Source organism: Micromonospora sp. SD19 (genome assembly GCF_054462275.1).
Map to the genome: position 1 here is coordinate 469479 of NZ_JBTLMN010000004.1, position 12630 is coordinate 482108.

The window sequence follows — 12630 nt, forward strand, 5'->3', positions numbered from 1 at the left end:
CGACAGAAAGTGCAAGATCGCGGGGATGGGGCGCGGGCAAGATCGCGGGGGTTGGCAGGGAGTCAGCGGCGGAGCAGGCGTTGCCAGAGGCGGCGTAGGGGGTTGCGGGGGCGGGGGAGTCGGGGGGAGTGGGCGTTCAGCAGCTCGGTGGCCAGTGCCGCGGTCGCCGGGTCGAGCTGTGGGGCGGCCAGTGCCAGGTGCGCCAGTGACGCGGCGATCGGGACCGGTCGGGTCCGCGCCACGGCGGCCACGTCGGCCAGCCGCTCCGCCACCACCCGGGCCACGTCCGGCCGTACCGAAGGGTCCACCCAGGCCGCGGTGACGAGGGCGAACAGCGCCGCCTCGGTGACCCAGTCCTCGACGCCCCAGATCAGGTCGAGGAGCACCCGGCGTCGGGTCGAGCCCTCCCACGGCTCGTCGGTGCGGTGGTGCAGCAGCCCCAGACAGGCCCACACCTGCACGCCACGGACCCAGACCGACGGGTCGTGAGCCGCCAGCAGCCGACCTACCGCGTTGGCCGGCGCGGCCGGCGGGTGCACCAGCAGGCCGAGCAGGTCGGCCAGCTCAAGGCCGGCCAGGCCCACCGCCGCGTCGTACGCCGCCGGTGGGTGCGCCCACGCCGGGTGGGCGATCTGCCCGATCCGTTCGACAGCAGCCGCCGAGGGCGCGGCCAGCGCGGGCGTGGGGACGGCGTCCGCGTAGTGCCACAACCGCTGCGCGGACGCCCGTCGGGGTTCGCGCGGGTCGGGCTCCGGCGCGCCGACGACCTCGATCCGCAGCCCGGGGGCGGTGGCGATCGCCGTCCCGACCGCGCTGGGCGGGGCGGCGGCGGGTAGGCGTACGGCGCCGCCGAGACCGTTGTCGTCATCGGCCACCGCCTGGCGCATCGCGTCGACCAGGGGCCCGCCGGCCGGGGTGAGTTGCCCGAGCCAGGGCTTGCCTCGGCAGCACTGGGCCAGGTCGCCGTGCTCGTGGCTGTCGTCCGGGTGGTCCCGCACGAAGTCGGCGAGCGCGACCAGGTGGGCGAGGTCGCCGTCGCGCAGGTGCCGCAGGCGGTGGGCGGTGTGCACCGCGCAGTCGAACGACGGATCGCGGGCCAGCGCCCGCTCGGTCCACTCCAGCGCCTCGTCCAGTCGGCCGATCTCGGCCAGGGTGCCGGCGATGTCCGCGTAGATCGCCAGGTCGTCGGGGTCCAGCTCGACGGCCCGACCGAGGGCCGCGAGGCCGTCGCGGGTCCGGCCCGAGCTGCGGTACGCGTACCCGAGCCACACCTCGCCCATCTTCGAGGGCTGGGCGCGTACCCCTCGGGTGGCCCAGCGGACCGCCAGCTCGGTCTCGCCGAGGCGCCGGGCCAGCGCGGACGCCGCGCCCAGCAGTAGGCCGTGTTCCGGGTGCACGGTGGCCGCGTTGCGCGCGAGGGTGAGGTACGGGGACAGCGGGGCCCGGCCGATGCGGGGGACGGGGTCGGGCAGCGCGGCGCAGATCTGCATGAGGACGCGGGCGATGTGCTCCGGGTCCAGTCGTTCGGCCAGTTCGGGCGCGGTGACCCAGGGCACGGCGGCCCACTCGGTGCCGGGTGCGTACGCCGTCGCCGCGGCCAGCAGCTCCAGCCCTTCGGCGGGGCGGCCGGCGGTGGCCAGGAGGTGCGCGCGGGCGACCACCGCGCCCACGAAGGTGTGGTGGTTGATCGGGAAGAGGTCGAGGCCGCCGCCGCTCGTCGCAGCGAGCCGGGCCAGCGTCTCGTGCACCTCCGGAAGGGTGGGGGCCTGCGCCAACGCGCCGGCGAGGTGGCCGGCGGCGTGGTGCAGGTCGCCCTCGTCGAGGGCCAGCCGGGCCAGCGCCAGCTCCTCCGTCACGGAGAGCGCGGGATCGTCCGTTCCCTCAGGCACGTCGTCCTCTCGTGGCAGCTAGACCGGGTGCGGCGGGTGAAGCTTAGTTGATATTGAGATCAACTGGTGATCAGCTGCGCAGTCCTGCTCGTTCGATTGCTGAGATACGGTTAAAAGTGCAAGACTGAGCAAGAATCGCGCGGCAATCGCGCAGGGGAGGGGCTTCCGTGACACGTGCAGGGGCTGGAATGGCCGCCGACATCGACGAGCAGCCGGCTGGCTACGCGCGCCTGCTCTCCGCGGCCAACGCCGCGGAGATCGCCCGGGTCGCGGCGATCATCGCCGAACGGCGGCCACGGCACGTGGTCTTCACCGCGCGGGGCACCTCTGACCACGCGGCGCTCTACGGGGCCTACCTGACCGAGATCCGGCTCGGCCTGCCCGCCGGGCTCGCCTCGCCCAGCGTCGTCACCCTGTTCGGGGCCCGCCCCGACCTGTCCGACGCGCTGGTCGTCGGGGTCAGCCAGAGCGGTGGCTCGCCCGACCTGGCCGAGGTGCTGCGCGCCGCCCGCGCCTCCGGGGCGCTGACCCTCGCGGTGACCAACGCCCCCGACTCGCCGCTGGTCGACGTGGCCGAGCTGAGCGTCGACATCGCCGCCGGGCACGAGCGGGCGGTGGCCGCCACCAAGACGTACACCGCCGAGCTGCTCGCCCTGTTGATGCTGGTGGAGGGGGTCCGGGCCGGCGACGGGGTGCTGCCGACCGCCGAACGGGAAGCGCTCGACGCGCTGCCCGAGCTGGCTGCCCGCACCCTGGCCGACGACACCCCGGCCCAGCTCGCCCCGCGCTACCGGTTCGCCCGCCAGTTGGTCACCACCGGCCGCGGCTACGCCTACCCGACCGCCCGGGAGGCCGCGCTCAAGCTGATGGAGACCTCGTACCTGCCGGCGCTCGCCTTCTCCGGTGCCGACCTGCTGCACGGCCCGCTCGCGATGACCGACCCGGAGGTCCCGGTGCTCGCCGTGGTCGGCTCCGGCCCCGGTGGCCGGTCGATGGGGGAGGTGCTGCCCCGCCTCGGCGAACGCCGCGCCGACGTCGTGGTGGTCGGCTCCGCCGACGTGCCGGGCGCGACCCGGCTGGCCGTTCCCGAGGTCGACGAGCGGTACGCCCCACTGCTGGACATCCTGCCGATGCAGCGGCTGGCGCTGGCCCTGGCGCTCACCCGGGGCGAGGATCCGGACGCGCCGCGCGGGTTGAAGAAGGTCACCGCGACGATGTGAGGCGTGGCGTGGCACCCTGGTCACCGTGTCCACGCTGCGCGACCTCGCCGAGGAGCACACCCATCTCCGTCCGGCCGACATCGACCACCTGCACCGGATCGCCGGCGACTGGCAGCTGCTCTCCGATCTGTCCTTCGCTGACCTGCTGCTCTGGGTGCCTGTCGACACCGAGGGCACGTTCCTCTGCGTCGCCCAGGTCCGTCCGACCACCGCGCCGACCGCGTACCAGGACGACCAGGTGGGTCGGATCGTCGGCGGACCGGAGGTGGCCCACCTGGGGGTGGCGTACTCCCAGGGTCGGATCTGGCGGGAGGGCGACCCGGTCTGGTACGGCGACGTGCCGGCCCGACACGAGGCGATCCCGGTTCGGCTGCGTACCGCCGAGGGGGAGGCCGGCGAGGTGATCGCGGTGGTGGGGCGGGACACCAACCTCTCCACCGCGCGTACGCCCAGCCAGCTGGAGCTCAACTACCTCACCACGGCCGACGACCTGGCGCAGATGATCGCGGACGGCACCTTCCCGCCGCCACGGCATCCGGGTGAGACCACCTCGGCGCCCCGGGTCGGCGACGGCCTGGTCCGGCTCGATGCCGGCGGCAAGGTCACCTACGCCAGCCCGAACGCGCAGTCCGCGTACCGCCGACTGGGCTACGCCGCGCACCTGGTGGGCGAGGATCTGGCCGCGCTGCACCGCCGACTGGCCGGCGACCCGCTGGACGGCACCGAGGCGTCGAACGGCATCCTGGCCGCGCTGCGCGGTGAGGCGCCACCGCGCCGGGAGATCGACGCACGGGGTGCCACGATGCTCACCAGGGCGCTGCCGCTGATGCCGGCCGGGGTGCCGATCGGGGCGCTGGTGCTGGTCCGGGACATCACCGAGGTTCGACGCCGGGACCGGGCACTTATCACCAAGGACGCCACCATTCGGGAGATCCACCATCGGGTGAAGAACAACCTCCAGACGGTGGCTGCGCTGCTGCGGTTGCAGGCCCGCCGGGTGGCGATGCCGGAGGCCCGGGTCGCGTTGGAGGAATCGGTCCGACGGGTCGCCTCGATCGCCCTGGTGCACGAGACGCTCTCCATGTCCAGCGACGAGGCGGTCGAGTTCGACGGCATCGTCGACCGGGTGGCCAGCGCGGCGACCGAGGTCGCGGCGACCGAGGTGAGCGTCGGCATGCGGCGGCGGGGCAGCTTCGGCGTGCTGCCGGCGGAGATCGCCACCTCGCTGGTGATGGTCCTCAACGAGTTGCTGCTCAACGCCGTCGAGCACGGCTTCCCGCCGGCCGACGAGGCGGACGAGGTCCCGGTGCCCGCCGCGTCCGGCATGGTGCCGGTCGCCGCCCCCGAGGTCGACCCGTCGCTGCGGCCCGAGGTGGTGGTCTCCGCGCACCGGTTCCGCAAGATGCTGCACGTTTCGGTGACCGACAACGGCCGCGGCCTGCCGCCGGACTTCGACGCCGAACACGGCAGCCGGCTCGGCCTCCAGATCGTCCGCGCCCTGATCACCGGGGAGCTGCGCGGCACCATCGAACTGCGGGCCGGTGCCAACGGTGGCACCGAGGCGGTGCTGATCATCCCACTGGCCCGCAGCGCCCCGGAGGGCCGCTCCCAACCCTGACCCGCCCTGCCGCCTCCAATGGGGCGGGGTCCGCAGCGGGAGCGGATGTCGGGATGGGCGTGATGCCTCTCAGTCATCCTGATGACTGAGAGGCATCAGGCACATCGAGGTGGGTGGGCCTGGTCGCCGGCCGGCGACCCGGGGCCGGGTCAGCGGTCGGAGCGGGTGGTCAGCAGGGCGACGGTCAGGCCGGGGCGCTGCCAGACCTGCGCGACGGTGAAGTCCGCACGGAGCGCGTCGCCCTTGGCGTCGGGCACGGCGGCCAGCGGGTCGGCGTGCCGGCCGGAGACGACGAGCCACACCCGCGTCGTACCGGCCAGGCACTGTGCCGGCTGGGGGCACTCGGCAGCCCACAGATCGCCGCGGCGTGCCTCGTCCTCGGTGACCAGCACGTCGCGTGGTGGGTCGGCGAGGTGGTACTCGATGCCGAGGTCGAGGAAGAGCCAGCTGTGCCTTGGCGAGTAGACCACCGCGTCCCCCGGTCGTTGACCGTCCGCGATCACCCGCGCCGCCCCCGCGTAGTCCACCGGGGCGCTGCGCGGCCACTCGTGGGTGCGTCGCAGCGCCGCCTGGTCGGGCAGGCCGAGCAGCCCGGCCAGGACCACCGCCACCAGCGCGCCCGGTGCGCTCACGGCGGCGAGCGCCGCCCCCGCCAACAGGCAGGCGAAGGGCACCACGAAGACCAGGTACCGGGGCACCCACAGCGGCACGACCGCGCCGGCGGCGAAGAGCAGCAGTACGGGCAGCAGCACCGCGCTGACCGGCAGCACCGCGCGTCGCCCGAGCCGGGCTGCGCCCAGGGCGGCGACCCCGACCAGCAGGCCACCCACCACACTGCTCTGGGCCACGCCGCCGGGCAGCGCGCTCAGGTCGTCCGGCCGGACCAGGTGGACCCAGTTCAACTGCCGGGACTGCTGGGTCCGGGCCTTGACCAGCAACGGGCTGACCAGCAGCGCGGCCGGCAGTATGGCGACCAGCCACCGCCACACCCGCCGTTCCCGCTCGGCGTCGAGGCGCGGGGCGGTGCTGCCGGCTGTGGTCGGGGTGGCGCTGGCCGGGGCGGCGATGCCGGCCGCAGCCGGGCCGCGCCACCAGGCGATGAGGACGACCAGCGCGTGCGCGGCGAGCAGTGTGAGTGCGATCAGATGGATGAGCCCGAGCGCGGCGACGGCGACGGCGTAACCGCCCCAACGGGCCCAGCCCGGTCGACGCAGCGCCGTCACCAGCAGCACTGTGGCCAGCACGGCGAGCATGGTGGCCAGCGCGTACGGGCGGGCCTCCTGCCCGTAGCGGGAGGTGCCGGGCAGCACCGCGAACAGCAGCCCGGCGAACAGGCCGGCGCGCCGGTCGACGAGCCGCGCGCCGAGCACGGCGAGCAGCCCGGCGGCCACTGTCATCGCCAGCACCGCCGGTAGCCGCAGGGCGATCGTGGAGTCGCCGACGACAGTGGTCCACCAGTGCATCAGCAGGTAGTACGGCCCGGTGGCGGCGTCGATGGTGCCGGCCAGCCGGGCCAGGTCGGTGGGCGAGCGGGTGGCCGCGCTCCACGTCGCCAGCTCGTCGCGCCAGAGCTGGGCGGAGCCCAGCCCGGTCACTGTCACCGCCAGGGTCAGCAGCGCCGGGGGGAGCCAGACCGGCAGGCGGCGCAGCCGCTCCCACGCCGACCCGGCCGACCTCTCGGACAATTGCCCCACGGTTCGAGCCTGCCACGGCCACCCCCTCCGTGGGCGTCACCCAGCGGCAGGAGGCGGGCGCCAGGCGGACATCACGTCGTTCGGTCGGGCGGTCTTCGCCGGATCACGCTCCACGAGTTCGTCGAGCACGGCGTCGATCCGGGCGATCAGATCGTCGTCGAGCCGTACCGTGGCGGCCTTGGCCGTCTCGGCGAGCTGCTCCGGCCGGGACGCGCCGACGATCGCGCTCGCCACGGTCGGACGGGCCAGCACCCACGCCACCGCCAGCTGGGCCATCGTGCAGCCGGCCGCCTCGGCGACCGGTCGGAGCTGACGTACCCGGGAGAGCAGCAGATCCGAGGAGTAGCGGGCGATGAACGCGCCACCGAAGCCGTCGGTGGCCCGGGAGCCGGCGGGCGGACGTCGACCAGGTTCGTACCGACCGGTCAGCACGCCCATCGCGAGTGGCGCCCAGGCGAGCTGGCCCAGGCCGAGGTCCGCGCAGGCGGGCGACACCTCGGCCTCCACCACCCGCCACACCATCGAGTACTGCGGCTGGTTGGCGATGAACGGGATGCGCAGCTCGGCGGCGAGCCGCAGGCCCTCGCGCAGCTGCGGGGCGGTCCACTCGGAGGCGCCGACGTAGAGCACCTTGCCCTGGCGGACCAGGTCGGCGAAGGCGAGCATCGTCTCCTCCAGCGGCACGCTGTCGTCGTACCGGTGCGCCTGGTAGAGGTCGACGTAGTCGGTGCCCAGCCGGCTCAGCGAGGCGTGGCAGCCCTCGATGATGTGTTTGCGGGACAGCCCGGCGTCGTTGGCCCCCGGCCCGACCGGTAGGCACACCTTCGTGCACAGCTCGATCGAGCTGCGCCGGACGCCGCTCAGAGCCTTGCCCAACGCCTCCTCGGCCCGCCCGTTGGCGTACCGGTCGGCGGTGTCGAACGTGGTGATGCCCGCGTCCAGGGCGGCGGCCACGCACGCTGCCGCCCCGTCGTCGTCGAGCTGGTTGCCGTGGGTGACCCAGTTGCCGTACGCGACCGCGCTGACGCGCAGGCCCGACCGGCCCAGTTGCCTGTACTCCATACCGAGGATCCTCGGGCCGCCCCGCGCTGTCGCCGAACCGTTCGACCATGGTCGAATCCGTGGGTGATCGAGGTTCGGTTCTCGCCCGACGACCTGAGCCGGGTCCGGTTCGTGCACTCGCCGCTGGCCGAGCTGGTGGCCAGCTCCTGGGCGTTACGCAAGCCGACGAAGTACTGGATGCACCGCCCGTGGCGGGAACGCGCGGAGCGGCTGCTGCCGGACGCCGGCCTGGAGCCGCTGCTGGCGGTGCTCAGGTCGTCCAACGGTTACGTACCGGATTTCCTCACCCCGATCGGGGCGGCACCGAACCTGGCCGCCGAGCTGCGGGCGGTCGCCGGCACCGACCCGTCCGTGGTGCGCCGGCAACTGGACCGGGCCGGCGCGCCCCGGCTGACACCGGACGAGCTGGTCGCGCAGCTCCACCGATACTTCACACTGCTGATCGCACCGGACTGGCCCCGACTGCGGGCGCTCGCACTGGCCGACATCCGGCGGCGGACGCTGCTCGCTGCCGAGCAGGGTGGGCGCATCCTGCTCCGCGAGCTGCACCCGTTGATCCGCTGGGACGGCGCGGCACTGCGGGTCGCCGTCGGCACGAGCCTGCCGGCCGGCCTGGACGGACGCCCGTGGACGCTGCTGCCCACCTCCTTCTCCGGGCCGACGGTGCACGCGATCATGGAGGGCGATGCCGGCCCGGCCCTCTGCTATCCGCCCAGTGGGCTGGGCGGGCTGTGGGCTTCGCCGCCGCCCAGCGCCGCGCTGGCCGCCCTGCTCGGCGGTACGCGGGCGGCGGCCCTCGCGCTGCTCGACGCACCGCTGAGCACCGGTGAGCTGGCCGCGATGCTGGGTCTCGCGCCGGCGACCGCGTCGCACCACCTCACCACGCTGCGGGACAACGGCCTGATCGTCGGCGTACGCCAGGGACGGGTGGTGCGTTATGCCCGAACTGTCCTCGGTGACCAACTGGTCGGCTGACCTCCGGCCCGTGATGTGGGATCCAGCACGCGGACATTGGCCGGCCCCCATGGGGTGTGGCAGCATGAGCCCATGACCGCCGCAGTCGTCCGCCGCTTCGTGGCACGTCGCCACGTCGATTACGGCCGCGTGCGCAGCGCGATCTGTCCGGCCAACTGACGACGCCCGACCAATCCGTCTCGGGCGCGCTCCGCGCCGGCTGTCCCCGACACCGTTGTCTTGCCCGCTTCGCCGGGCCGGCCGCCGCGCCCCGCGTGCCCCGAGGCACAGCAGACAACGGAGGACGCCGCGATGGCGGTCAGCAGCATCCCGGCCCGTTCCGAGGACCCGACGGCTCGCCCGACCCGAGCGCCGCGCCGGCCACGGGGTGAGGGTCAGTGGGCGCTCGGCCACCGTGAGCCGCTCAACCCCAACGAGCGGATCAAGAAGGACGACGACCCACTCAACGTTCGAGCCCGCATCGAAACCATCTACGCGCACCGCGGCTTCGCCTCCATCGACCCGCAGGACCTGCGCGGCCGGTTCCGCTGGTGGGGCCTCTACACCCAGCGCAAGGCGGGCATCGACGGTGGGCGCACCGCCGTGCTGGAGCCGCACGAGCTGGAGGACGAGTTCTTCATGCTCCGGGTTCGCATCGACGGCGGTCAGCTCAGCCTGGCCCAGCTGCGGGTGATCGCGGACATCTCCCGGGAGTTCGCCCGGGACACCGCCGACATCACCGACCGGCAGAACATCCAGTACCACTGGATCCGGGTCGAGGACATGCCGGAGATCTGGCGTCGGCTGGAGTCGGTCGGCCTGCAGACCACCGAGGCGTGCGGCGACTGCCCGCGGATCGTGCTGGGCAGCCCGGTCGCCGGGGTGGCCCGCGACGAGCTGCTCGACCCGACCCCGGCGATCGACGAGATCGTCTCGCGGTACGTCGGTGACAAGCAGTTCTCCAACCTGCCCCGCAAGTTCAAGACGTCGATCTCCTGGCTGGTGGACACCCCGTACGAGTCGAACGACATCGCCTTCCTCGGTGTCGACCACCCCGAACACGGCCCCGGCTTCGACGTCTGGGTCGGCGGGGGTCTCGCCACCAACCCGATGCTCGCCAAGCGGCTCGGCGTCTGGGTGCCGCTGGCCGAGGTGCCGGACGTGTGGGCCGGGGTGGTCGGGATCTTCCGCGACTACGGCTACCGCCGACTGCGCAACCGGGCCCGGCTGAAGTTCCTGGTGGCCGACTGGGGCGTGGAGCGCTTCCGCGAGGTGCTGGAGAAGGACTACCTCGGTCGTACGCTGCTCGACGGCCCAGCGCCGATCCTGCCGTCGAAGCCGATCGATCACGTGGGCGTGCACGAGCAGGCCGACGGGCGGCACTACGTGGGCGCCGCCCCGGTGGTCGGGCGGGTTTCCGGCGCGCAGCTCAGCCAGCTCGCCGACGTGGTCGAGGCGCACGGCAGCGACCGGGTGCGGCTCACTCCGTACCAGAAGCTGCTGGTGCTCGACGTGCCGTCGGAGCGGACGGAGTCGCTCGTCGACGCGCTGCGCGGGATCGGTCTGGAGGCCCGGCCGTCGGCCTGGCGGCGCGGCACGATGGCGTGCACCGGCATCGAGTACTGCAAGCTCGCCATCGTCGAGACGAAGGCCCGTGGCGAGGAGTTGGTGGCCCGGCTGGAGCAGCGGCTGCGCGACTTCGACGCGGACATCTCGATCCACATCAACGGCTGCCCGAACGCGTGTGCCCGCACCCAGGTGGCCGACATCGGGCTGAAGGGCCAACTGGTGGTCGGCCCGGACGGCCGGCAGGTCGAGGGTTTCCAGGTGCACCTGGGCGGCGGCCTGGGCATGGCGCAGGGGCAGACCGCCGGGTTCGGCCGCAAGCTGCGCGGCCTGAAGACCACCGCCGACGAGCTTCCGGAGTACGTGGAACGGCTGGCCCTTCGCTACCTGGCCGGTCGCAGCGAGGGCGAGACGTTCGCCAACTGGGTGATCAGAGTCGACGAGGAGGAACTGCGGTGAGCAGCGAGAACCGAGCGGCACCTCTGCACTGCCCGTACTGCGGCGAGGAGGACCTGCGGCCGCACGAGTCGGGGCACGGCGCCTGGGAGTGCCACGCCTGCACCCGGGTCTTCTCGGTGAAGTTCATCGGGCTGCTCAGCCGGACGGTGACCCGGTGAGCGCGGGTCTCGTCTCGGCCACGAGCCTGCGCCTGGTGGGCCCGGGCGCCTCGGCACCGGCCGACCCGAGCGGGCGCAGCCCGGACGAGCTGCGGGCCCTGGCCGAGCAGGCCGCTCGGGACCTGGAGGGCGCCCCGGCACTGGAGATCGCCCGCTGGGCGGCGCAGACCTTCGGCGAGCGGTTCTGCGTGACCAGCTCGATGGCCGACGCCGTGCTGGCGCACCTGGTGTCCCGGGTGGCTCCCGGGGTGGACGTGGTCTTCCTCGACACCGGGCTGCACTTCCCCGAGACGCTGCGGGTCCGTGACGAGGTGGCCCGGACGCTGCCGGTGAACGTCCGGTCGATCCGGCCCCGGCTCACCGTCGGCCAGCAGGACGGCCAGTACGGTCCGCGACTGTTCAACAAGTCACCGGACGACTGCTGCCAGCTGCGCAAGGTGGAGCCGCTGGAGCGGGCGCTGAGCGGGTACGACGCCTGGGCCGCCGGTCTGCGTCGGGACGAGTCGCCGACCCGGGCCAACACCCCGGTGGTGACCTTCGACGCGCGCCGCGGCAAGGTCAAGGTGAACCCGATCGCGGCCTGGTCGCAACGGGACGTGGACGCCTACATCGCCCGGTTCAACGTGCCGGTCAACGAACTCTTCAAGCAGGGGTACGGGTCGATCGGCTGCTGGCCGTGCACCCGCCGTACGAAGGCCGGCGAGGACGCGCGGGCCGGCCGGTGGGCGATGTTCGAGAAGACCGAGTGCGGGCTGCACGTCTGACCTCGCCGGGCACGACAGTGACCGGTGCGGCCGGCGGGGCGGACCCGGTGGTGCTCGTCGCGCACGGCAGCCGTGATCCGCGAGCGGCCGATGCCACCCGGGCGCTGGCTCGGGCGGTGTCGGCGGCCCGGCCCGGCACACCGGTGTGGGCGAGCTGGCTGGACCACACCGAGCCGGGGCCGACCGAGCTGCTGCGTCAGCTGGCCGTGGCCGGTCACCGTCGGGCGGTGCTGGTGCCACTGCTGCTGACCGCCGCGTACCACCATCGGGTGGACATTCCCGCGGCGGTCGCCGCGGCCACCCGGTCCGGGCCGCCACTGGCGGTACGGGTGACCGACGTGCTCGGCCCGGCGGACGACACCCCCGATCCGGCGCTGCTGGCCGGGCTGTGCCGTCGGCTGGGTGAGACGTGGCCGGATGGCTCGACCGCGTCGCGTCGGGGCGGCTTGGACGCGTCGCGTCGGGGCAGCTTGGACGCGTCGCGTCGGGGCGGTTTGGACGCGTCGCGTCGGGGTCGGTTCGACGCGTTGGTGCTGGCTGCGGCGGGCACCCGGGATGCGCGGGCGCGCCGCTCGGTGGGCCGGGTTGCCGATGCGCTCGGCGTGGAGTTCGGGGTGCCCTGCCGGGTGGCGTACGCGTCGGCGGCTCCACCGGCGGCCGGCGTGGCGGTGTCCCGGTTGCGGGCGTCCGGCGCGCGGCGGGTCGCGGTGTCCGCGTACTTCCTGGCGCCGGGGTTGTTCCATGACGCGGTGGCCGAGGCGGCCGGGGCGGCGGGTGCGGTGGCGGTTGCCGCGCCGTTGACCGACGCGCCGGAGCTGGTCGAGTTGGTGCTGCGCCGGGTCGACGATCGGCCCGTGCTGGCGTCGACGGGCTGATCCGGTGCCGGCCTCGACGGGGCTGATCCGGTGCCGGCCCGGTGCCGGACAGCGGAACGCCCCGGTGGGCGAACCCACCGGGGCGTACAGCTGTGTCGTTGGGGATCAGGCGGAGTGAGCGCGCAGCACCCGGAGACCGCCGCGCCGCTTGACAGCGCGCCGCTCCTCCTCGCTCATTCCGCCCCAGACGCCGGCGTCCTGACCAGACTCGAGTGCCCACTGCAGGCACTGGTCGGTCACGGAGCAGCGCCTGCAGACGGCCTTGGCCTGCTCGACCTGCAGGAGAGCCGGTCCGGACGTCCCAATCGGGAAGAACAGCTCCGGGTCCTCGTCGCGGCAGACAGCATGGTGACGCCAGTCCATGGCGGCAA

11 protein-coding genes are annotated in these 12630 nt (G+C 73.8%); 7 read left to right on the forward strand and 4 right to left on the reverse strand.

Annotated elements, in window-relative coordinates; translation table 11 throughout:
* Nucleotides 1–62 precede the first annotated feature (62 nt).
* Nucleotides 63–1889, reverse strand: a complete 1827-nt coding sequence (locus ACX27O_RS17805; RefSeq protein ID WP_051708803.1) for a tetratricopeptide repeat protein — start codon at nucleotides 1887–1889, stop codon at nucleotides 63–65.
* A 188-nt stretch (nucleotides 1890–2077) separates the two neighbouring features.
* On the opposite strand from ACX27O_RS17805, the gene ACX27O_RS17810 reads away from it, so the two are divergent.
* Nucleotides 2078–3109, forward strand: coding sequence for an SIS domain-containing protein (locus ACX27O_RS17810; protein WP_030336670.1), 1032 nt, complete (start codon nucleotides 2078–2080; stop codon nucleotides 3107–3109).
* 25 nt (nucleotides 3110–3134) lie between these two features.
* Nucleotides 3135–4727 carry a PAS domain-containing sensor histidine kinase gene (locus ACX27O_RS17815; RefSeq protein WP_030336671.1) on the forward strand — a complete coding sequence of 531 codons (1593 nt, stop codon included), beginning with the start codon at nucleotides 3135–3137 and terminating at the stop codon, nucleotides 4725–4727.
* A gap of 149 nt (nucleotides 4728–4876) precedes the next feature.
* Here the strand turns inward: ACX27O_RS17815 and ACX27O_RS17820 are convergent, their stop codons facing one another.
* Both ACX27O_RS17820 and ACX27O_RS17825 read right to left on the reverse strand, forming a co-directional pair.
* Nucleotides 4877–6421 carry a glycosyltransferase family 39 protein gene (locus ACX27O_RS17820; protein WP_458939745.1) on the reverse strand — a complete coding sequence of 515 codons (1545 nt, stop codon included), beginning with the start codon at nucleotides 6419–6421 and terminating at the stop codon, nucleotides 4877–4879.
* A 36-nt stretch (nucleotides 6422–6457) separates the two neighbouring features.
* A complete protein-coding gene (locus tag ACX27O_RS17825; RefSeq protein ID WP_458939746.1) occupies nucleotides 6458–7483 on the reverse strand; it encodes an aldo/keto reductase family protein in 1026 nt (341 codons plus the stop codon).
* Between the two features lie 63 nt (nucleotides 7484–7546).
* On the opposite strand from ACX27O_RS17825, the gene ACX27O_RS17830 reads away from it, so the two are divergent.
* The 5 genes from ACX27O_RS17830 to ACX27O_RS17850 all read left to right on the forward strand — a co-directional run bounded on the left by ACX27O_RS17830 (nucleotide 7547) and on the right by ACX27O_RS17850 (nucleotide 12259).
* Complete coding sequence (locus ACX27O_RS17830) at nucleotides 7547–8458, forward strand: ArsR/SmtB family transcription factor (RefSeq protein ID WP_357638886.1); 912 nt, start codon at nucleotides 7547–7549, stop codon at nucleotides 8456–8458.
* A 291-nt stretch (nucleotides 8459–8749) separates the two neighbouring features.
* Nucleotides 8750–10462, forward strand: coding sequence for a nitrite/sulfite reductase (locus ACX27O_RS17835; RefSeq protein ID WP_030336675.1), 1713 nt, complete (start codon nucleotides 8750–8752; stop codon nucleotides 10460–10462).
* On the forward strand, nucleotides 10459–10620 hold the full coding sequence (locus ACX27O_RS17840; protein WP_167337345.1) for a hypothetical protein: 162 nt from the start codon (nucleotides 10459–10461) through the stop codon (nucleotides 10618–10620). Before ACX27O_RS17835 ends, ACX27O_RS17840 begins: the two co-directional genes overlap by 4 nt.
* Nucleotides 10617–11384 (forward strand): phosphoadenylyl-sulfate reductase, encoded by a 768-nt coding sequence (locus tag ACX27O_RS17845; protein WP_030336676.1) that lies wholly within the window; start codon nucleotides 10617–10619, stop codon nucleotides 11382–11384. Before ACX27O_RS17840 ends, ACX27O_RS17845 begins: the two co-directional genes overlap by 4 nt.
* Entirely contained in the window at nucleotides 11366–12259 is an 894-nt protein-coding gene (locus ACX27O_RS17850) for a sirohydrochlorin chelatase (protein WP_210866759.1), read from the forward strand. The genes ACX27O_RS17845 and ACX27O_RS17850 overlap by 19 nt, the downstream gene beginning before the upstream one ends.
* Nucleotides 12260–12364: 105 nt before the next feature.
* Here ACX27O_RS17850 and ACX27O_RS17855 read toward each other — a convergent pair whose 3' ends face one another.
* Nucleotides 12365–12622, reverse strand: a complete 258-nt coding sequence (locus tag ACX27O_RS17855; protein WP_007072794.1) for a WhiB family transcriptional regulator — start codon at nucleotides 12620–12622, stop codon at nucleotides 12365–12367.
* Between the last annotated feature and the right edge of the window lie 8 nt (nucleotides 12623–12630).